Source organism: Frigoribacterium sp. Leaf8, assembly GCF_001421165.1.
GTDB lineage: Bacteria > Actinomycetota > Actinomycetes > Actinomycetales > Microbacteriaceae > Frigoribacterium.
In genome coordinates this window covers 117,194-136,701 of sequence record NZ_LMKB01000008.1, presented here as the reverse complement: position 1 = coordinate 136,701, position 19,508 = coordinate 117,194, and the positions used below count along the sequence as shown (strand labels likewise).

At 71.9% G+C, this 19,508-nt stretch carries 18 protein-coding genes; 11 read left to right on the top strand and 7 right to left on the bottom strand.

All coding sequences use genetic code 11. The annotated features are described in order from the left end of the window. Positions 1-76: 76 nt before the first annotated feature. Positions 77-727 (bottom strand): NADPH-dependent F420 reductase, encoded by a 651-nt coding sequence (locus tag ASL10_RS15110; protein WP_056049913.1) that lies wholly within the window; start codon positions 725-727, stop codon positions 77-79. 201 nt (positions 728-928) lie between these two features. On the opposite strand from ASL10_RS15110, the gene ASL10_RS15740 reads away from it, so the two are divergent. The 3 genes from ASL10_RS15740 to ASL10_RS15095 are packed head-to-tail and all read left to right on the top strand — an operon-like array spanning position 929 to position 4,402. Next, complete coding sequence (locus ASL10_RS15740) at positions 929-2,380, top strand: GAF domain-containing serine/threonine-protein kinase (protein ID WP_082460653.1); 1,452 nt, start codon at positions 929-931, stop codon at positions 2,378-2,380. A gap of 19 nt (positions 2,381-2,399) precedes the next feature. After that, positions 2,400-3,566, top strand: a complete 1,167-nt coding sequence (locus tag ASL10_RS15100) for a DNA adenine methylase (RefSeq protein ID WP_235452899.1) — start codon at positions 2,400-2,402, stop codon at positions 3,564-3,566. Next, entirely contained in the window at positions 3,563-4,402 is an 840-nt protein-coding gene (locus tag ASL10_RS15095; protein ID WP_235452897.1) for a hypothetical protein, read from the top strand. The genes ASL10_RS15100 and ASL10_RS15095 overlap by 4 nt, the downstream gene beginning before the upstream one ends. Positions 4,403-4,475: 73 nt before the next feature. Here the strand turns inward: ASL10_RS15095 and ASL10_RS15090 are convergent, their stop codons facing one another. Next, a complete protein-coding gene (locus tag ASL10_RS15090) occupies positions 4,476-5,024 on the bottom strand; it encodes a MarR family winged helix-turn-helix transcriptional regulator (RefSeq protein ID WP_056049809.1) in 549 nt (182 codons plus the stop codon). 274 nt (positions 5,025-5,298) lie between these two features. Here ASL10_RS15090 and ASL10_RS15085 point away from each other — a divergent pair, with 274 nt between their 5' ends. Beyond that, positions 5,299-5,898 (top strand): hypothetical protein, encoded by a 600-nt coding sequence (locus ASL10_RS15085; RefSeq protein WP_056049806.1) that lies wholly within the window; start codon positions 5,299-5,301, stop codon positions 5,896-5,898. Between the two features lie 114 nt (positions 5,899-6,012). Continuing rightward, on the top strand, positions 6,013-7,491 hold the full coding sequence (locus tag ASL10_RS15080) for a signal peptidase I (RefSeq protein ID WP_056049803.1): 1,479 nt from the start codon (positions 6,013-6,015) through the stop codon (positions 7,489-7,491). A 19-nt stretch (positions 7,492-7,510) separates the two neighbouring features. Here the strand turns inward: ASL10_RS15080 and ASL10_RS15075 are convergent, their stop codons facing one another. Then, complete coding sequence (locus tag ASL10_RS15075) at positions 7,511-7,993, bottom strand: glutathione peroxidase (protein WP_056049801.1); 483 nt, start codon at positions 7,991-7,993, stop codon at positions 7,511-7,513. A 118-nt stretch (positions 7,994-8,111) separates the two neighbouring features. Here ASL10_RS15075 and ASL10_RS15070 point away from each other — a divergent pair, with 118 nt between their 5' ends. After that, positions 8,112-9,071: a helix-turn-helix domain-containing protein gene (locus ASL10_RS15070; protein ID WP_056049799.1), complete on the top strand. Its 960-nt coding sequence runs from the start codon at positions 8,112-8,114 to the stop codon at positions 9,069-9,071. A 96-nt stretch (positions 9,072-9,167) separates the two neighbouring features. Here ASL10_RS15070 and ASL10_RS15065 read toward each other — a convergent pair whose 3' ends face one another. Continuing rightward, the gene (locus ASL10_RS15065; RefSeq protein WP_043595950.1) at positions 9,168-10,097 is read right to left on the bottom strand and encodes a diacylglycerol kinase family protein; all 930 of its coding nucleotides are present in this window, start codon (positions 10,095-10,097) and stop codon (positions 9,168-9,170) included. Between the two features lie 188 nt (positions 10,098-10,285). On the opposite strand from ASL10_RS15065, the gene ASL10_RS15060 reads away from it, so the two are divergent. Both ASL10_RS15060 and ASL10_RS15055 read left to right on the top strand, forming a co-directional pair. Beyond that, positions 10,286-10,738, top strand: coding sequence for a DUF4383 domain-containing protein (locus ASL10_RS15060; RefSeq protein WP_056049797.1), 453 nt, complete (start codon positions 10,286-10,288; stop codon positions 10,736-10,738). 142 nt (positions 10,739-10,880) lie between these two features. Then, positions 10,881-11,525 (top strand): heme oxygenase (biliverdin-producing), encoded by a 645-nt coding sequence (locus tag ASL10_RS15055; protein WP_056049796.1) that lies wholly within the window; start codon positions 10,881-10,883, stop codon positions 11,523-11,525. A 51-nt stretch (positions 11,526-11,576) separates the two neighbouring features. Here the strand turns inward: ASL10_RS15055 and ASL10_RS15050 are convergent, their stop codons facing one another. Next, a complete protein-coding gene (locus ASL10_RS15050) occupies positions 11,577-12,911 on the bottom strand; it encodes an ATP-dependent RecD-like DNA helicase (RefSeq protein ID WP_233568441.1) in 1,335 nt (444 codons plus the stop codon). A gap of 103 nt (positions 12,912-13,014) precedes the next feature. On the opposite strand from ASL10_RS15050, the gene ASL10_RS15045 reads away from it, so the two are divergent. Next, positions 13,015-14,028, top strand: a complete 1,014-nt coding sequence (locus tag ASL10_RS15045; RefSeq protein ID WP_157485563.1) for a hypothetical protein — start codon at positions 13,015-13,017, stop codon at positions 14,026-14,028. Positions 14,029-14,109: 81 nt separating this feature from the next. Here ASL10_RS15045 and ASL10_RS15040 read toward each other — a convergent pair whose 3' ends face one another. After that, complete coding sequence (locus ASL10_RS15040; RefSeq protein ID WP_056049790.1) at positions 14,110-15,117, bottom strand: GlxA family transcriptional regulator; 1,008 nt, start codon at positions 15,115-15,117, stop codon at positions 14,110-14,112. A gap of 228 nt (positions 15,118-15,345) precedes the next feature. On the opposite strand from ASL10_RS15040, the gene ASL10_RS15035 reads away from it, so the two are divergent. Continuing rightward, a complete protein-coding gene (locus tag ASL10_RS15035; RefSeq protein WP_056049788.1) occupies positions 15,346-15,996 on the top strand; it encodes an HD domain-containing protein in 651 nt (216 codons plus the stop codon). 206 nt (positions 15,997-16,202) lie between these two features. Further along, positions 16,203-17,237 (top strand): LLM class flavin-dependent oxidoreductase, encoded by a 1,035-nt coding sequence (locus ASL10_RS15030; protein WP_056049785.1) that lies wholly within the window; start codon positions 16,203-16,205, stop codon positions 17,235-17,237. Between the two features lie 177 nt (positions 17,238-17,414). Here ASL10_RS15030 and ASL10_RS15025 read toward each other — a convergent pair whose 3' ends face one another. Continuing rightward, positions 17,415-19,400, bottom strand: coding sequence for a cytochrome c oxidase assembly protein (locus ASL10_RS15025; RefSeq protein WP_056049782.1), 1,986 nt, complete (start codon positions 19,398-19,400; stop codon positions 17,415-17,417). Positions 19,401-19,508 lie beyond the last annotated feature (108 nt).

Here is a 19,508-nt window from a genome sequence, read left to right as displayed (position 1 = left end):
CCACGAACGACGCGACCCGCGCCTCCTGCAGGAGGCGCGGGTCGCGTTCGTCGGGCGGCGTCACCGCCCGGCCGGGTCAGGAGGCCTGCGGCACCCGGTTCGCCTTCGCCAGGTTGGCGACGAGCTCGTCCTTCGTCTGACGGACGACGTAGGCCGGGCGGTCGCGCTCCACGCGCCAGCTCTCGGACAACGGGCTGACGTCGACGGTGTCGAAGCCGAGCTCGTCGTAGAGGTCGGTCATCAGGGCGACGGCCTCGGGGGAGTCGCTCGACGTGGCCAGCGCGCGGCGGTCGGGGGTGCCGGCCGGGGCGGTGTCGGTCGTGATGTCGTCGGCCGGGATGTGGTTGAAGCCCTTGACGACCGTGCTGGTGGGCAGGTGGCGCTGCAGCATCTCGGCGGTCGTGTCGGTGCCCTCGTCGAGCGCGGTGATGTGGCCGTCGCGCTCGAAGTAGTAGTTGTTCGTGTCGATCACGGTCTTGCCCGCGAGCGGCTCGACGGGCACCTGGTCGACGTTCTTGAGGGGGACGGTGACGACGACGACGTCGCCCGCTTCGCCGGCCTCGGTCGCCGTGGCGGCCCGGGCCTTGGGGCCGAGGTCGGCCACGAGGTCGGCCAGGGTCTCGGGGCCGCGCGAGTTGCTGATCACGACGTCGTGGCCGTGGGCGATGACCGCCCGGGCGACCTGGCTGCCGATGTTGCCTGCTCCGATGATTCCGTAGGTTGTCATGCGCAACGCAACCGATGGCCCGCCCGATGCCTTCCCGACGACGACGTTCTCCCAGGGCATCGCAAGGTCCGGCCCGCTCGCGCCGGGGTCCCCGGGCGATGGGCGTGACCTCGTCGTGATGTGATCGTCACCCGCCGGACCGTCACGAGATCGCCCCGCATGCGACAGGATGGACCACACACCAGTCACGAGGGGGAGGCGATGGCCGCGCCACAGCAGGACGACGCGCTCGATCGCGTCCTCGCCGAGCGCTACCGCCTGCAGTCCGTCGTGGGCCGCGGCGGCATGGCGACCGTCTACAAGGCCGTCGACGAGAGCCTCAACCGCACGGTCGCGATCAAGGTCTTCCACAGCGCGATGGTCGACCCGGCCCGACAAGAGGCCGAGCTCGGCGTGCTGTCGAGCCTCGAGCACCACGGCCTCGTCGGTCTCTTCGACGCCGGCGTCGAGCAGGGGCCGAACGGTCCGCAACGCTTCCTCGTGATGCCGCTGATCGCCGGCCTCAACCTCGAAGACCGTCTGCGGCACGGCGCGCTCGCCCCGAGGCACATCGCCGAGATCGGCTACGACATGGCCGAGGCGCTCGACTACATCCACGGCCACGCGGTGGTGCACCGCGACATCAAGCCGTCGAACATCCTGCTCGTCGACTACGGCGACCACGAGGCGGCCCGCGCCCGGGCCAAGCTCGCCGACTTCGGCATCGCCCTCACCGAGGACGTCGAACGGCTCACCGCCGAGGGCGTCACCACCGGCACCGCGGCGTACCTCAGCCCCGAGCAGGCCGTGGGCGGCCAGGTCGGCCCCCCGAGCGACGTCTACAGCCTCGGCCTCGTGCTGCTGCAGTGCTTCACGCGTCGACGCGAGTTCCCGGGGTCGCTCGTCGAGTCGGCCGTGGCCCGGCTGTCGCGCGACCCGGTGCTGCCCGACCCGCTGCCCGAGCACTGGCGTCACGCCTTGCGGGCGATGACCCGCCGGGACCCCGCCGAGCGGCCGACGCGGGCCGAGCTCGTCGCGATGATGCGCGACGTGGTCATCACCGAGACGACCGAGCACCGCGACGCCGTGGGCGACCTGTCGACCGGCGACGGCTCGATGCGCGGGGGCGACACCGAGCCCTTCGACCACAGCGAGGTGCTCGACACCCTGCCCAACGAGGCGCTCGACCGCGTCACCGCCATGGCGGCCCGCCTGTTCTCGGCGCCCATCGCCCTGGCGACCGTGATCGACGACGACCGCACGTGGTTCACGACCCACTACGACCCCGCCGTGGGCGACATCGCCCGGCACATCGACCTCTCGCTCGGGGCCGTCCACTCGTCCGAGCCGCTCGTCATCGAGGACGCCGCCACCGACCGTCGCGTGGCGTCGAGCCCGCTGGTCACCGGTCCGCTCGGCATGCGGTTCTACGTCAGCGTGCCCCTCACCCGGCGCGACGGCCACACGATCGGCACCCTCTCGGTGATCGGTCGCGAGCCGGGCACGGCCAGTGACGAGCAGGTCGCCAACCTCGCCGACCTCGCGGCGCTCGTCGTCGCCCAGCTCGAGCTGCGACAAGAGAGCCTGCGCATCGCCGGCACGACCACCGGCAGCGTCCCGCACGCCGAGCGCGTCGACCTCGACTCCCGCACCCGGAGCCCGTCCGACCGCTGACGTGCGGCAGACTTGCCCGGTGACCGTCGAGCTCGTGCCCTCCGCCGCGAGCCGGCCCACCGTGAGGCAGTCCTCCGCGACCGGGGCCGCCACGGCGACCGGGGCCGCCCCCGTGCCCGCCCGCGTCGCCGCCTTCCCCCGCCTGCGCTACATGGGCTCGAAGTACGCGCTGCTGCCCGTGCTGCACGACGTCTTCTCGAGCGTCGCGCCCGTGTCGAGCCGCGAACCCGGAGGCCGAGGAGGCGCGGTGCGGCCCTCGACCGCGATCGACGCCTTCAGCGGGTCCGGCGTCGTCTCGTACCTGATGAAGGCGGAAGGTCGCCAGGTCGTGAGCAACGACTTCCTGGCGTTCCCCGCGGTCATCGCCCGCGCCTCCGTCGTCAACGGGTCGACGACGCTGTCCGACGAGCTCGTCGACGAGATCTGCGGCCCGCCCGCGGACGACCGCGACGTCGTCCGCCGCACCTTCGACGGCGTGTTCTTCTCGGCCGACGACCGGGCGTTCCTCGACTCGGCCTGGTCGCACGTCGACCGGCTCGTCGGTGCCGAGCGCGACCTCGCGATCGCGGGCCTCGTGCTGGCCGCGGCGCGCAAGCAGCCCCGGGGCGTCTTCACCTTCACCGGGGCGCGGTACGACGACGGACGCCGCGACCTGCGGCTGACCATGGCCGAGCAGTTCCGGGCGGCCGTCCGGGCCTACGGTGCGACGGTGTTCGACGACGGGCTCGCGCACGAGGCCGTCGAGGGCGACGTCGCCGACCTCGGGCGACCACCCGCCGACCTGGTGTACCTCGATCCGCCCTACGCGCCTCCTCGGGACGACGCGGACTACATGAAGCGGTACCACTTCCTGCAGGGGCTGGCCGTGTACTGGCGGGGGCAGACGATCATGACCGAGACCAAGACGAAGAAGATCGCCAAGCTGTTCACGCCGTTCGCCTACCCGCGCACGGTCGACGACGCCCTCGTGCGCACCTTCGAGCAGTTCGCCGACGCCGGGGCGCTCGTGCTGTCGTACTCGTCGAACGCCGTGCCGAGCCGCGAGCGCATCGAGCAGCTGATGCGCACGGTCAAGCCGCACGTCGAGGTGCGCGTGGTCGACCACACCTACAGCTTCGGTACGCACCGCGCGGCGACCCGCACCGCGGCCACCGAGTACGTCTTCGTCGGGAGGGACCGACCGTGACGATCCCCACCTTCGACGAGTACGTCGCCTCGCTCGGCCGCATGACCCCGCACGTCGACCCGACCGCGCCGTCGGCCGCGGCGACCGACCTCGGCCGGGCCGCGGCGAGCCTCGGCGACCTGCCCGTCGTCGACCGCGACCACCTCGCCGAGTGGACCCGGCAGCACCCGGCGTGGGTGCCCGCCCTCGGCCTGGCCGTCGGGCTGTCGCAGGAGAAGCTGCGCAACTCGCTGCGGCACGCCTTCGACACCCCCAGCTGGCTGACGCTCGCGCGGGGACGGGCCGACGAACTGGTCGCCCACCTCGACGACGAGTTCGAGCTCGTCCGCCTCGTCGCGTCCCAGCGGCACCGCACGTACGACTTCGGCGACCTGCTCTCGGCCCGGGCCGGCACCCGGGCGTCGGCGATCCGCGCCGGGGTGTCGGGTCGGCGGCTCGAGGACGAGATCGAGGCCATCGCCCGTGACCTCGGACTCGCCTGCGGCACGCGGACGCGGTTCACCGGCCGGGCGAACCGCACGGCGCCGTGCGACCTGGTGATCCCCTCGGCGCAGGACCCCGCCATCGTGGTCGCGGCGAAGGGGTTCGACTCGACCGGTTCGAAGCTGACCGACGCCGTCCGCGAGATCGAGGAGATGGCCGACGTGCGGCTGCCCCGACAGACCGTCATGGCCGTGATCGACGGCATCGGCTGGAAGAGCCGTCAGGCCGACCTCAAGCGCATCCACCAGCTCTGGGTCGACCAGCAGATCGACGGGCTCTACACGCTGTCGACGCTCGACCGCTTCCGGGCCGACCTGGCCGACGCCGCACGCCTGCGCCGCCTCATCCCCTAGGCCGCGGCCCGCGGCCCGCGGCCCGTGGCCCGCAGCCCGTGGCCCGTGGCCCGTGGCCCGCGGCCGAGGCGGGTCAGGCGGCGGCGTGGGGTGCGTCGCGCGTGCCGACCCCGTGGCGGTCGAACGCCCGGCCGAGGTCGAGCAGCGTGTCGGCGAGGGCACCGTGTCGCGACGCCGGCACGACCTCGGCGAACGCGGCGGCGTACGCGCTCGCGATGGCCGTCGTGACCTCGACGCCGCGTGGCGTGCGGCTGACGATGACGCTGCGGCGGTCGTCCGGGTTGCGGCGCCGGTCGAGGTGCCCGGCGTCGACGAGGCGGTCGACGAGGTTGGTCATCGCACCCGACGAGAGGTCGAGGTGCTCGGCCGCCCGCTTCGGGGTGACCAGGTCGCCGGTGGCCCACACGTAGAAGAGGAACCGGATGTCGGTGTCGCCCAGCCCGAAGAGGTCGCCCTGGTGGTCGAGCACCCGCGAGTGGTTCAGCATCAACAGGCGGAACGAGTCGAGCAGGCGGCCGAGGTCGCCGGGGGCGAGGCCGGGGTCGGGCGTGAGGCCGGGGCCGGGCGTGAGGCCGGGGCCGGTGATGAGGCCGGGGTCGGCCCGGGGTGGGGAGATGAGCAAGGGGGTCCTCCGTGACGCGTGTGGGCGTGCCGTCCATGGCACCGGCTCAGTCAACAAGAATCTCGACGATCGTGACACCCCCACCACTGGGGACATGGTTCGCCTTGCGTGCCTCTCGGAGTCCAAGTAATTTGATTGTCGTACCACTTGAGAACAACGACCACTCGAAACCGGAACGGTTCGGGAGGTGAGCTTCTCACCGGCGAAGCCCCTGAATCACCTCGCCGGCTGGCCCCCGACATCCCCCTTCCCCCCTCTCGCCCTGGAGCACACCATGTCCCGTCCCACGCCCCGCATCGCCCGCATCGCCGCCTGGATCGCCATCCCCGCCGCCCTCGTCGCCTCGGGCATCGTCGTCTCCACGGCGTCGTACTCGGCCTTCTCGTCGACCACGGTCAACCCCACCAGCAACTGGACCGCCGGCACCGTCGCCCTGACCGACGACGACAGCAACACCGCGCTCTTCACCGCCACGAACCTCAAGCCCGGCCAGACCGGCAGCAACTGCATCGCCGTCACCAGCACGGGCTCGCTCGCCTCGGCCGTCAAGCTCTACGGGACGGGCGCCGCCACGACCAACAACCTCGCGTCGAACATCACGCTGAGCGTCGTGCAGGGCACCGGCGGCGGCTTCGGCTCGTGCACCGGCTTCACCCCGCTCTCGGCGGGCTCGAGCCTCTACAACGGCACGCTGGCCGCCTTCGGCACCAGCTACACCAACTACTCCAATGGCGTCGGCACCTGGGCCCCCACCGGCACTGCGTCCGAGACCCGCACCTACCAGGTGACTTACACCGTCTCGAACACCGCCCCCAACACGACCCAGGGCGGCACCGCAAGCCTCGGCCTCACCTGGGAGGCCCAGAACAGCTGAGACCCGTCCCGCGGCTGACCCCCGCGTCACGGCGACACCGCACCAGCACCGCGCACCACCGCACCAGGCGGCCCGAGACCGCATCATCCGCACCACCCCCGAGCAGAGGCACCCATGAGCACGATCGACCTGAAGCTGCGGCCCACCACCGCGGCCGCGGCCTCGATCACCGTGCCCCTGGGTGCCTCTCGTCCGTGGCTCGACTGGACGCGCCTGGCCCTCGGCACCGCGTCACGCGTCGTGCTCTACTCGCTGCTCGGCCTGATGGTCTACGCGGCCGCTCCCGCCGCCCTCGGCTGGAGCCCCACGACCGTGATGACCGGCTCGATGGAGCCCCGCATCCACCCCGGCGACGTCGTCGTCGCGAAGCCCGTGGCGGCGTCCGACGTGCACCGCGGTCAGGTCCTCCTCTTCGACGACCCCGACCAGGCCGGGCACCTGCGGCTGCACCGCTACCACGACAACGGCCAGGCCGGGCAGATCGTCACCAAGGGCGACGCCAACCCGAGCGTCGACTCGACGCCGATCGACCGCAGCGCCGTCATCGGCGTCGGGTTCCTGCGCGTGCCGTACGTCGGAACGCCCTTCGTCTGGGCCGCGGCCCACCAGTACGGCCACCTGCTGGTCACCGGCGGACTGCTGATCCTCGTCGTCCTGCTCAGCCGCAACGACCGGTACCTGCTGCGTGACGAGCGTCCCGCGTCGCCTCGGGTGACCGCCCCCGCCGGCCGCCGCGTCCAGCGTCGTCGCGAGCGGCGCCTCCGTCGCCTGAGGACCGCAGGAGGCGCGATCGGCCTGGCAGCGATCGGTGGCGGTCTCGCACTCACCCTCGTCGTGTCCGGTGGCGCGCACGCCGCGTTCGCCGCCCCGACCGGGAACCCGACGTCGAGCTTCGGTGCCGGGAACTACGACTGCCTGCAGGACACCTACAACTCGCAGACCTCGTACGGTTTCCCGTACAACGAGACGTCCGGCACGACCACCACCGACGGCAGCTCGTTCGCCCGAGTGGGCACCCTGAGCGGCGGGGCGACGTTCGTCGCCGGCTCGTGCGCCACCAACCAGAGCCCCTACCTGCAGCTCGACGGCACGGGTCAGGTCACGACCGCGGTCAACCTCACCGGCCAGGCCGCCTTCACGATCGAGACCTGGTTCCGCACGACCAGCACGGCCGGGGGCACCCTGGCCGCCTTCACGACGGCACAGACCGGCACGAACACGACCGCCGACCGCGCGCTGTACCTGACCACGGCGGGCAAGATCGTCCTCGGCGTGCGCCCCACCACGACCACGACCAAGGCGACGACGACGCCCGCCTCGTACAACGACGGCGCCTGGCACCACGTGGTCGCCACCCTCTCGGGCACGAGCACGGTGGTCTACGTCGACGGCGTCGCCGTCGTCACCGACAGCACGAACAAGACCGTGCAGACGGCCACCGGTTACTGGCGGGTCGGCTACGCCCCGCTCAGCGGGCTGCCGTCGGCTCCGACCAACGGCTACTTCGTCGGCTCGGTCGACGGCACGACGATCTACAACAACTCGGCCCAGAGCGCCTCGGCCGTGCAGGCCCGGTACGCGGCCGGCCACTGAGCGACCGCAGCGGGTCTGCTCAGCCGGCCAGCGCCTCCTCGATCACCGCGACGACCTCGGGGGCGTCGGGCTCGGTCGTCGGACGGAACCGGTGCACGGCGCCGCCGGGCGTGATCACGAACTTCTCGAAGTTCCACTTCACGCGGCCGGCCTTGCCGTCGGCATCGGTGGCCTTCTTCAGCTCGGTGTAGAGCGGGTGCTCACCCCGACCGTTGACCTTGACCTTCTCCATCATCGGGAAGGTCACGCCCCAGGTCGCCGAGCAGTACTCCTCGATGGCCTCGCCGCTCGAGAGCTCCTGGAAGAACTGGTTGCTGGGGAAGCCCAGCACCGTGAAGCCCTGCTCGCCGTACTGCTTCTGCAGCGCCTCGAGCTTCTCGTACTGGGGCGCGAGGCCACAGCGGGAGGCCACGTTCACGACCATCACGACCTTGTCGGCGTAGGCGCCGAACGTGGTGGACTCGCCGCGGATCGTGGTCAGGGTGATGTCGTCGAGCGTCATGGGTCCGACCGTAGGCCCGCCCGCTGCGAGCCGGCCCTCAGGCACGTCGCCGAGCGACTGTCAACCCCCCTGGGATCGACTGGTGCGGGGTTTGGAGTGCGTGCAACAATTCGCTGAGATGGCTGCCCGCGACGACAAGATGCGCTTCGACGCGCGGGGGCGCGATCTCGACGAGGCGGTCGACATCCTGCAGGCCGGGTACAACGGCCGGGGTTTCCGCGTCGCTCCCACCGAGGCCCCTTTCTCGTTCCGCCACACCATCGTCGGCGACGGGGCCATGACCCTGCGGTCGACGATGTTCATGGGTCGCGTCGACGGGCAGGCGGCCGCGGGTGACGAGCACGTCGTCCACTGGCTGCTCGACGGGCGTTCCACGATCGACAACGGTCGCGACGAGGTGGCCGGAGCCGTCGGACGACCGATCCTCTTCCCCGAGGGGCGGGACTTCGAGTTCACCACCGAGGACGTCAACCAGAGCCTGCTCCACCTCTCCAAGTCGGTCGTCGACGAGGTCGCGGCCGAGCAGCACGGCATCATGCCCGGCACGCTCCGCTTCGACCACGCCGCCCCCGTCTCGTCCGCCGCGATGCAGGCCTGGCACGCCACGGTCCGTCTGATCGGACGCGCCTACCTGGGCTCGGGCGAGCCCAGCGACCTGATGCGCACCGAGATGGCCCGGATGGCCGCGGTGGCCCTGCTCGACACCTTCGCCCACACCTCGAGCCAGATGCCCGCGGCGTTGCTGGCACCGCGCAACGCGAGCCTCCGCCTCGCCGTCGAATACATGCACGCCAGCGCCCACCTGCCGATCTCGGCCGTGGACATCGCCCGGGAGGCCGGGCTCACCCCGCGCGGGCTGCAACAGGCGTTCAGTCGTCACCTCGACACCACGCCCACGGCCTACCTGCGCGAGATCCGCCTCGAGCGCGTGCACGACGCGCTGCGGGCGGCCGCCCCGGACGCCACGACCGTCGCCGACGTCGCCCGACACTGGGCCTTCGCCCACCTCGGCCGGTTCTCGGCCGCGTACCAGCAGCGGTTCGGCGAGTACCCCCGCGAGACGCTGCACCGCGGCTGAGGTCGGGGGTGCCCGGAGCGTTCGGCCGCCTCGCCGCCGAGCGCGCCTCCCGGGCCGCTTCGCCGCCGAGCGCGCCTCCCGGGCTCGATCCGGCGGTCAGCGACCGATGGCGGCGTAGACGCGCAGGGCGCCCGGGACGACCTCGACCGTGACGGGCAGCGGCCCGACGCGCTCGCCGTCCGCGTAGGCGGCGACCCCGTCGGCCTCGATCACGGCCCGACGCACGCGGTGCACGGTCACGTTCGGGTGGCTTAGGTGGGTGCCGCGGAACACGCTCGGGAACAGCCGGACGAACTGCCAGCGCGTCAGCCGCTCCACCACGAGCACGTCGAGCAGCCCGTCGTCGAGCACGGCGTCGGGCGTGACCTTCATGCCGCCGCCGAGCGACTGGCCGTTGCCGACCGAGATCAGGGTGCCCTCGACCGTCGAGGCGACCCCGTCGAGCTCGAGGCGGTACGAGATGCGCGGCAGGCGCACCAGCTCGATGGCGAGCGCGACGTCGTAGCGGCGGCGCCCCTTCGGCCAGCTCAGCCGGTTGGCCCGCTCGTTCACGACGGCGTCGAAGCCTGCCGAGACCATGCAGGCGAACCAGGTGGCCCGGCCGTCGGCCTGCAGCACGCGTCCGGCGTCGATCGTGGTCGGCTCGCCCTCGAGCAGTCGGACCAGGAGGCGCGTGGCCGCCTCGGCGTCGTCGTGGGGCAGCCCGAACGCCCGGGCCGTGTCGTTGCCGGTGCCGGTCGGCACCAGTCCCAGCGGCACGTCGGTGCCCGCGACGAGGTTGGCCCCGAGGTTCACCATGCCGTCGCCGCCGACGACGATCAGGGCGTCGGGACGCTCGCCGTGGTCGGGGTCGAGCTCGCGACGGGCGGCGGCCACGAGGTCGTCGTAGCTCGACTCGGTGAGCGGCACGACCGTGTGGCCGGCACCGCGGAGCCCGGCGAGCACCCCGTCGGCGAGGTGCTTCCGGCCGCCGGCGGAGGCGCCGGGGTTGATCGCCACGACCAGGCGGAGGGGCGTCGGGGTCATGGCGTCGATCTTGCCAGCCCCGCGCCCCGCGCGCCCCGCGCGCCCCGCGCGCCGCGTGACACCCCTGTTCCGGCGCGACACCCCGCGTTCCCGGGGCGTCACGCCGGGCCGGGGGTGTGACGCCGAGGCGGGTGCGACGCACGGCGGGCATACTGGACGCTGACCCACGGACGAGAGGCATCTTCACCATGAGCAGCACCCACGGCACCACGACGACCGCGACCCCGGCCCCCTACGAGCCGACCATCCGCGAGTCGCCCAACCGCGGGGCCGGCCTGTTCGTCGGCACGGTGTTCCTCCTGCTCGGCGCCATCGGGTTCCTCGTCGAGGACATGGGCACGTTCTTCTCCACGCAGGGCGCGTCGCTCTGGTTCGTCTGGAACCTCAACCCCGCGCTGGTCGTCGTCTGGGTGCTGGCCGGTGCCGCGCTGATCATCGCCGGCGCGTCGTCGCGAGCGAGCGCCCGGTACATCAACACCTGGATCGGCCTGATCTTCGTGGTCTTCGGCGTCGCCGGCTTCTTCCTCGAGGGCACCGACGTCAACTTCCTGGCCTTCAACCTCGGCGACAACGTCACGCACCTCGTCGGCGGCCTGCTGCTGCTCGCGACCGCCGTGGGGGCCGAGCGCCGCCGCCGCTGACCCCTGCCGCAGGGCGCCGCACCTCTGGACGGGCTGCGATCCGGCTGCACGTCCGCCGGGATCGGCCCCGGGGGCTACCGGCACCGCGCCTCCCTGACTAGGGTTAGGGTCACCTAACCCAGGTGACCAGGAGGTGCGCACCATGACCGTCGTCATCCCCTTCTCCGAGGCGGTGCGGGAGCGCACGGCCGAGCGGGTCCCCGTCGACGTCGGCTGCTCGTTCATGACCGACCTGCTGATCGGCCGGGGGACGCGGGACGACTACGTGCAGCTGCTCGCTCAGCACTACTTCGTCTACGCCGCCCTCGAGGACGCCGCCGCGGGATGGTCCGGCGACCCGGTGGTGGCTCCGTTCCTCGCCCCGGGGCTGACCCGGTTGCCGGCCATCGAGGCCGACCTGGCGTTCCTGCTCGGTGCCGACTGGCGGGCCCGGGTCTCACCGCTGTCGACCACGCGGGCGTACGTCGATCGGATCGAGCAGGCGTCGACCTGGGCCGGCGGCTTCATCGCGCACCACTACACGCGCTGCCTCGGTGACCTGTCGGGCGGCCACCTGATCCGCAGCATCCTGCAGCGTCGGTTCGGATTCGACACGAACGGCGTCGGGTTCTTCCTGTTCGCCGAGATCGCCGAGCCGAAGTCGTTCAAGACGACCTACCGCCGCCAGCTCGACGCCGTCACCTGGTCGGCCGACGAGCGCGAGCACGTGCTCGACGAGGTGTGCGCCGCGTACCGCTTCAGCACCGAACTGTTCGCCGACCTCGCCGCCGCGAAGGCCGCGGCCTAGCCGATCGCCGACGGGGTGGGTCCCGGGCCACCGCGTGGTCGGATCGGGTCGTCAGCCCGTGGCGGCCGTCGTCGCGTCGTCGCCCACGCCGGCGTCGGCTGCGGCCTCGATGGCCGGCACGCGTGACGCCTCGCTCATGAAGCGGCGCACGTCGAGGTCGACGATGATGTCGGCCGGACGCAGCGGGCGCGACAGGTACAGCCCCTCGAGCGAGGTGATGCGGCTGAGGGCGACGTAGGTCTGCCCCGCGCTGAACACCCGTGAGCCGAGGTCGACGATGGCCCGGTCGTAGGTCTTGCCCTGGGACTTGTGGATCGTGACGGCCCAGGCGAGGCGCAGCGGGAACTGCGTGAACTCGGCCACGACGTCTTTCTTGAGCTGCTTGGTGGTCGCCGAGTACGAGTACTTGTGCTTCTCCCACACGACGGGCTGCACCTCGTGGACCTCGCCGTCGACCTCGACGAAGACCGTGTCGCGCACCCGGGTGACGACGCCCGTCGTGCCGTTCACCCAGCGTTGCTCGGAGTCGTTGCGGAGGAACATCACCCGGGCCCCGACCTTGAGCTCGAGGGCCTCGTCGGCCGGGTAGGCCCGGCCGCCGAACTCGCCGCTGACCTCGGCCTTGGCGGTCATCACCTTGCCCGACAGGCGATCGAGCTCGACCTTGTTGATGCGGTTGACGGTGTCGTTGCGCGTGGCCAGGGTGATGGCCCCGCCGTCGGTCGGAACGGGTCGTGCCCCGGCGCCGTTGAGGGCCCCGGCGATCTCGGCCGTGACCCGACCGTGCCGCACGGCGTTGAGCATCTCTTTGAAGTCGCCCTCGGTCTGGCGGTGGATGAAGGCCAGCTCGTAGATGCGCAGGCTCGCCTCGGCCCAGACCTTGGCGTCGAAGAACCACATCGAGCGGTAGTTGTCGCGGAAGTACTCGCGCTCTTCGGCGTCGCCCGGCACCGGCGGCAGCTGGTACGGGTCGCCGAACAGCACGACCTGGACGCCGCCGAACGGCTCGTGCTTGCGCTGCCGGGCCTGCCGCAGCGAGCGGTCGATGGCGTCCATCAGGTCGGCGTTGACCATCGAGACCTCGTCGATGACGAGGGTGTCGATGGTGTTCAGCAGCTTGCGCAGCTCGGCGTTCTGCTCGATGTCGTGGTCGGCGATGAGCCCCACCGAGAGGCGGAACAGCGAGTGGATCGTCTGGCCGCCGACGTTGAGGGCGGCGACGCCCGTGGGGGCGCAGATGACGATCTGCTTCGAGGTGTTCCACGACAGGTGGTTCAGCAGGGTCGACTTGCCCGTGCCGGCCCGTCCCGTGACGAAGATGTGCTCGCGGGTGTTCTCGATCGCGTCGTACAGCGCCTGCTGTTCGGCGGAGAGGGCCACGCTCACGACGACGAGCACCTTTCGGGAGGGGGCGGGGGAGGCCACCAATCTACCCGTGACGGGCGTGACGCTCGGTTCTTCGTGACCCGCGCCTCCTATTGTTGTCGTCATGTCGTCGTCTGTGGGGGAGGAGACGCGCCCACCGCTCGGCTGGCCCTTCGTCGCGATCTGGGGCGGGGCGCTGCTCTTCGTGCTGATCGGTTTCTGGGTCACCGTCGTGGCCCTGAACGCCACCGTCTACAGCGGCGCCGGTTTCGTCCGCGGCTACGTGGCGGCGGTCGACCGCGGCGACACGTCGAGCGCGTTGACCCTCGCCGGCGTCACGCCGACCGACCAGCTGGCCGACGCCCTGCTCGAGGTGCCCTCGCTCGGCGGCGTCGACGACGTGACCGAGGTGGGCGACGTCGACCTCGGCGACGACACGCACGCGATCACGCTCTCGTACTCGATGCAGGGCACGTCGGCCACGGCCGAGGCGCCCGCGCAGTCACAGTTCGTCGTCCAGCGGGCCGGCACCCGGTTCGGGCTGTTCCACGCCTGGCGCTTCGTGCAGGCACCCACCGCGCAGCTCGACGTGACGCCCCAGCACGACTCCCGCTTCACGGTGGACGGCCGCGACGTCACGACCGACGCGCCCGACGTCGCGACCCGGTTCACGGTGCTCGCCCCCTCGCGGTTCGAGCTCGACCATGCGTCGCGCTACCTCGAGGCCCCGACCGTCGAGGCCGACGTGCTCAGCGTGGGGGCGACGTCGGGGGTGTCGATCGAGGTGCAGCCGCGGGACGAGTTCGTCGAGGCCGTGCAGGACATGGTCGACCAGCAGCTCGACGAGCAGTGCGTCCCGCAGCAGGTGCTGCTGCCGGCCGGGTGCCCCTTCGGCCGCCAGGTCGACGACCGGGTCACCGACGACCCGACGTGGACCGTGCCCGTCCACCCCGTCGTCTCGATCGTGCCCGGCCCGTCGGGTCAGTGGCAGGTGCCCGGCGTGGCCGGCACCGCCCACCTCGTCGTCGGCGCCCAGTCACTCTTCGACGGGAAGCGCTACACGATCGACGAGGACGTCCCGTTCACCGTCACGTACCTGATGCGCATCAGCACGTCCGACGAGCTGACGTTCGACTAGGCCCGCCCGTGGCCGCCCGGTAGCCACCCGGGGTCGACCGGACGCGGGGAGCGCGGGTCGGCCCGTCGAGGACGGTCCCGGTCAGGCGGTGGCCGCCCCGGCCCGCTCGAGGTCGCGCAGGTCGTCGACGCCGCCGAAGGTCGCTCGGTAGGCCCGCGGGGTGGTGCCGAGGACGCGGGCGAAGTGGTGTCGCAGGACGGCTGCCGAACCGAAGCCGACCTCGTCGGCGATCGCGTCTATGCCGAGCCCCGTCGCCTCGAGCAGCTCCTGCGACCGCAGGAGGCGCTGGCGGGTGAGCCACGCCCCCGGCGTCGCCCCCAGCTCGGCCTTGAACCGTCGGGCGAAGGTGCGCGGCGACATGTGCGCCCTCGCGGCCAACCCCTCGATGCTCAGGTCGTCGCGGAGGTGTCCGAGCATCCAGTCGGTCAGGGGCGCGAGCGAGTCGTCGACCTCGACCGGGAGGGGCGTCTTGATGAACTGGCTCTGACCGCCGTCGCGGTGCGGCGGCACGACCATCCGGCGGGCGATCACGTTCGCGGCGGCGGCACCGTGCTCGCGGCGGACGAGGTGCAGGCAGGCGTCGATGCCGGCGGCCGTGCCCGCGCTCGTGATGATCCGGCGGTCCTCGACGAAGAGCACGTCGGCGTCGACCTCGATCGCGGGGTGCTCGCGCTGCAGGGCGTCGGAGTACCGCCAGTGCGTCGTCGCCCGGCGGCCGTCGAGCAGCCCGGCCTCGGCCAGGACGAACGCCCCGCTGCAGACGCTGAGCAACCACGCCCCCCGGGCCTCGGCCGCGACGAGCAGCTCGCGCACCGCCGGGGAGACGAGCTCGGCCTGGTCGGGACGGGTCCACAGGGCCGGCACGCACACGACGTCGGCGTCGGCCGCGGCGCCCAGGTCGAGGTCGACCGTGATCGAGAAGCCCTGGTTCGTGCGCACGAGCCCCGGGTGCTCGGTCACGATGCGGTGCTCGAAAGGAGGCGCGCCCTCGTCGGTCCGGTCGAGGCCGAACACCTCGCAGAGCACGCCGAACTCGAACGGCGCGACGCCGTCGGCGACGATCGTGGCGACGGTGCGGAACGGGGGCATCGGGTCTCCTGGGGTGGGTCGAGCCGCACGCCGCCACGAAGTGGTCACCACGCCATCTTTTCTGGTGGCGTGGTGATCACATCGTGGCGGGCTGGCGGGCTGGCGGGCTGGCGGGCTGGCGGGCTGGCGGGCTGGCGGTGTGGCGGGAGGGCGGGGTGGCGGGATGTCGACGAGTGGTGGCAACACTGCCACTCGTGGCAGGACCTGTCCACCCGTAGGGTTCCTGCCATGCCCACCGAGCCCCGCCCGACGCCCGAGCCGCAATCGACCGCCGCCGCCGCCGTCCTCGACGAGCTGCTCGCGCCTCCTTCGCTCGTCGCCGCCCGGGCCCTCGAGGCCGCCGCCGCCGTGTCGAGCGCGGCCCTGCTCGCGCACAGCCGTCGCTCGGCGGCGCTCGCCGTCGACCTCGGGCGCCGCGAGGGGCTGGCCTTCGACCACGAGCTGCTGTTCGTCGCGGCGGCCCTGCACGACGTCGGGCTGGCGTCGCCGTTCGACAGCCACACCGAGTCGTTCGAGCGAGCGGGGGGCGAGGTCGCCCGGGTGTTCGCCGCGGGGGCGGGCTGGTCGGCCGCACGCGCCCAGCGGCTGGCGGACGTCATCGTGCGGCACATGTGGCCCGCGGTCTCGGCCGACCTCGACGTCGAGGGTCACCTGCTCGAGCGGGCCACGAGCCTCGACGTGTCGGGGGTGGGCGGTGAGGACTGGCCGGCCGAGCTGGTCGCCGCCCTGGTCGAGCGGCTGCCCCGCGACGGGTTCGGTGCCGAGTTCGGCGGGCTGATGTCGACGCAGGCGCACCGGAAGCCCGGGTCCGAGGCCGCCCGCACGATCCGGGGCGGCATGCGCGACCGGATCGCCGCGAACCCGCTCGACCGCCTCTGACCCCGGCGCCGAGCACCCGCCGCCCGCGCACCGGCACCCGGCGCCCGGGCATCCCGCGCACGAGCACCCGCCGCCCGGGCATCCCGCGCACGAGCACCCGCCGCCCGAGCATCGGGTGGGCCACGGCCACGTGCGCCGGGCCCCCTCCCGCGATCGCGCTCCATCGGTTAGAATGATGCGAACGTATGAATCAGGAGAGCACCCGCATGGCACACCCCCTCGAGTTCGGCCTCGACACCTTCGGCGACATCACCGACCGCCTCGACGGCAGCCCCGTCACGCACGCCCAGGCCATCCGCAACCTGGTCGACCAGGCCGTCCTGGCCGACGAGGTCGGTCTCGACTTCATCGGCGTCGGCGAGCACCACCGCAAGGACTTCGCCGTCTCGGCCCCCGAGGTCGTGCTCGCCGCGATCGCCGCCCGCACGAAGACCATCCGCCTGGGCTCGGCCGTCACCGTCCTCAGCTCGGACGATCCCGTGCGCGTGTTCCAGCGCTTCGCCACGGTCGACGCGATCTCGAACGGCCGTGCCGAGGTCATCCTGGGCCGCGGCTCGTTCACCGAGTCGTTCCCGCTCTTCGGCCTCGACCTGCAGGACTACGAGGTGCTCTTCGAGGAGAAGATCCAACTCTTCGCCGAGCTGCTGAAGGAGGGCCCGACGACCTGGTCGGGCACCGTCCGCGCCGGCCTCGACGCGCAAGAGGTCTACCCCAAGACCGAAGGCGGCTCGATCCGCACCTGGGTCGGCGTCGGCGGATCGCCGCAGTCGGTCATCCGGGCCGCACACTACGGTTTCCCGCTCTTCCTCGCGATCATCGGAGGCCAGCCGGCGCAGTTCGCGCCGTACGCCGACCTCTACCGACGCGCCCTCGGTGAGTTCGGCCACGACTCCCAGCCGATCGCGATGCACTCGCCCGGTTTCGTGGCCGAGACCGATGCCGAAGCCAAGGAGGCGCTGTTCCCCTACCAAGAGGAGCAGACGAACCAGCTCGGTCGCGAACGCGGCTGGCCCCCCTACAGCCGCGCGCAGTACGAGGCCAGCGCCAGCTCGACCGGCGCGCTCTACGTGGGCTCGCCCGAGACCGTCGCCACGAAGATCGCGCAGAACATGCGCCTGCTCGGCGCGACGCGCTTCGACATGCGGTACAGCATGGGCCGCCTGCCGCACGAGCTCATGATGCGCAGCATCGAGCTGTACGGCACGAAGGTCGTCCCGCTGGTGCGCGAGATGCTCGCCTGACGCGACCCGCGCCTCCTCGGGGCTCGTGCCCTACGACCCCGACCAGCGCACCGCGTTTCGTGCACCGCACCCCGAACAGTCGCGGTGCCCTGCACGAAACACGGTGCGTTCCTGTTTCGCGGCTCGCGGCTCGCGGCTCGCGGCTCGCGGCTCGCGGCTCGCGGCTCGCCGCTCGCGTCAGCGGGTGCGCTCGCGCTGGTGGGACAGCGCCTCGAGTTGCTCGTTGTACGCCCGGAGCTCGGCGTCGTCGTCGCGCTCGGCCTGGCGGTCCTTCCGGACGGCTTCTCGGCCGTCGCTGCGGCTCCACATGATGGCGACGGCGATGGCCATGACGATCGTGGGGATCTCGCCGACGCTCCAGGCGATGCCGCCGGCGACGTACTGGTCCTGCATCGGCGTCGGGCCCCAGGTGCGCCCCATGGCGCCGTACCAGTCGGCGAGGAAGAGCCCCGTGGCGCTCATGATGCCCAGGCCGAAGAACGCGTGGAACGCCATGGTCCCGAGCAGCACGACGAGTCGGGCGGGGTAGGGCAGTCGACCCTTGACGGGGTCGATGCCGATCATCGACTGCACGAAGAGGTAGCCGGTGATCAGGAAGTGCACGATCATCCAGTAGTGGCCGATGTGCGTGGTCGTCGCCCAGCTGAACAACGGCGTGTAGTAGAACGCCCACAGCGAGCCCGCGAACAGCACCGCCGAGATGATCGGGTTGCTGACGAAGGTCGCGAACCGGGAGTGCACGAGGATCATGATCCACTCGCGGCCACCACGGGTGCCGTCGCTGCGTTTCTTGATGGTGCGCAACGCGAGCGTCACGGGCGCGCCCGGCACGAGCAGCACGGGCACGAGCATTCCCAGTGCCATGTGCGCGAGCATGTGGGTGCTGAAGAGGTACTCCTCGTACACGTTCGGGGCGCCGCACGTGATGTAGAACAACACGGCCAGGCCCGCCACCCACGATACGGTGCGGCCGACCGGCCAGCGGTCGCCGCGGCGGTGCAGGCGCACGACGCCGGCCAGGTAGAAGAAGACGCCGAAGGCGCAGAGCAGCCCCCAGAGCAGGTCGACGTTCCATTCGGTGAGGTAGCGCAGCGGCGTCAACTCGGGTGGCAGCGCCTCTTCGGTGAGGATGACCGCGGGGGTCGGGTCGGCCAGGTCGGCTGCGGCGACCTGCTCGACCGGGGTGGCCGTCCGGGCGAGTGCGGCGGCGACGCCGGAGGCGAGCCCCATGAACGCGAGCTCGGCGGTGACGAACCACCAGAAGGCCTTCGTCGTCGCCTTGGGGTGGGTCGTGAGGCGGCCGACGAGCCAGCGCCGTTGCACGACGCCGAACAACCCCAGCGCGACGAGGGCGAACGTCTTGACGAGCACGAGCACGCCGTAGCCCGACGTCAGGGCCGACCAGTCGCCGATGCGGATGGCGGCGCTGCCGATGCCCGACACCGCGACGACCACGAAGCAGACGATCGCCACGCTCGAGTAGCGCGCGAGCACGATCGCCAGCCGCCCGCTCGAGAGGTGCCCGCGCAGCAGCACGATGGCGAGCAGGCCGCCCAGCCAGACCGACGCCCCGACCAGGTGCAGGGCGAGGTCGGTGACTGCGGCGTCGTGGCCACTCGTGCCGGCCGCGTGGCCCTGCTCGGCGATGGGGATGAGCCCGCCGGCGGCGAGCACCGTGACGGCGACGATCAACCAGATGTTGCGGACGATGAAGCAGAGCACCGTGACGGTCGCCGCGATCAGCGTCGTGATCAGCCAGGCGATGCCGAGTTCGGTGTTCGTCAGGAAGAACGCGAGCGTCCGCCCGAACTGGTCGTCGAAGGTGACCGGCACGTTGGCGACGCTGAGGAAGGTGAAGAAGGTGGTGATCGCCGAGGCGACGGCCCAGAACCCCGACGCGGCGGCGGCGACGTCCATGGCGCGGTCGTACTCCGCTTCGCGTCGGGTGAGTGCGAAGCAGGTCAGGAAGAGCGTGCCGATGGTGAGGGCGGCGCCGACGTTGCCCAGCATCTTGGCCATGGGCAGCCCGTAGCGGACGACCTCGCCGGGGTCGACGACGAGGGGCGCGTCGGCCGCCCCGCCGAACTTCAGAGCGGCGAGGAGGGACGCGAACGCCACCAGCACGAGCAGTGCGGGCGCCGTGGTGCGGGCGAGTCTGGGCATCGTCTACCAGGGTAAGTCGGATCGCCTGGTGAACGGGTGCGGGTGGGGGGCGTCGCTCGACGTCGAGTGATCCGTCCGGGCGAGCGGCGCATGCACGACCGAGCCTGT

Bases quoted from the DNA above. Each gene is read 5' to 3' on its own strand.
- ASL10_RS15110 (WP_056049913.1), bottom strand. From the start codon at position 727: ATGACAACCTACGGAATCATCGGAGCAGGCAACATCGGCAGCCAGGTC.
- ASL10_RS15740 (WP_082460653.1), top strand. From the start codon at position 929: ATGGCCGCGCCACAGCAGGACGACGCGCTCGATCGCGTCCTCGCCGAG.
- ASL10_RS15085 (WP_056049806.1), top strand. From the start codon at position 5,299: ATGTCCCGTCCCACGCCCCGCATCGCCCGCATCGCCGCCTGGATCGCC.
- ASL10_RS15080 (WP_056049803.1), top strand. From the start codon at position 6,013: ATGAGCACGATCGACCTGAAGCTGCGGCCCACCACCGCGGCCGCGGCC.
- ASL10_RS15075 (WP_056049801.1), bottom strand. From the start codon at position 7,993: ATGACGCTCGACGACATCACCCTGACCACGATCCGCGGCGAGTCCACC.
- ASL10_RS15070 (WP_056049799.1), top strand. From the start codon at position 8,112: ATGGCTGCCCGCGACGACAAGATGCGCTTCGACGCGCGGGGGCGCGAT.
- ASL10_RS15065 (WP_043595950.1), bottom strand. From the start codon at position 10,097: ATGACCCCGACGCCCCTCCGCCTGGTCGTGGCGATCAACCCCGGCGCC.
- ASL10_RS15060 (WP_056049797.1), top strand. From the start codon at position 10,286: ATGAGCAGCACCCACGGCACCACGACGACCGCGACCCCGGCCCCCTAC.
- ASL10_RS15055 (WP_056049796.1), top strand. From the start codon at position 10,881: ATGACCGTCGTCATCCCCTTCTCCGAGGCGGTGCGGGAGCGCACGGCC.
- ASL10_RS15045 (WP_157485563.1), top strand. From the start codon at position 13,015: ATGTCGTCGTCTGTGGGGGAGGAGACGCGCCCACCGCTCGGCTGGCCC.
- ASL10_RS15040 (WP_056049790.1), bottom strand. From the start codon at position 15,117: ATGCCCCCGTTCCGCACCGTCGCCACGATCGTCGCCGACGGCGTCGCG.
- ASL10_RS15035 (WP_056049788.1), top strand. From the start codon at position 15,346: ATGCCCACCGAGCCCCGCCCGACGCCCGAGCCGCAATCGACCGCCGCC.
- ASL10_RS15030 (WP_056049785.1), top strand. From the start codon at position 16,203: ATGGCACACCCCCTCGAGTTCGGCCTCGACACCTTCGGCGACATCACC.
- ASL10_RS15025 (WP_056049782.1), bottom strand. From the start codon at position 19,400: ATGCCCAGACTCGCCCGCACCACGGCGCCCGCACTGCTCGTGCTGGTG.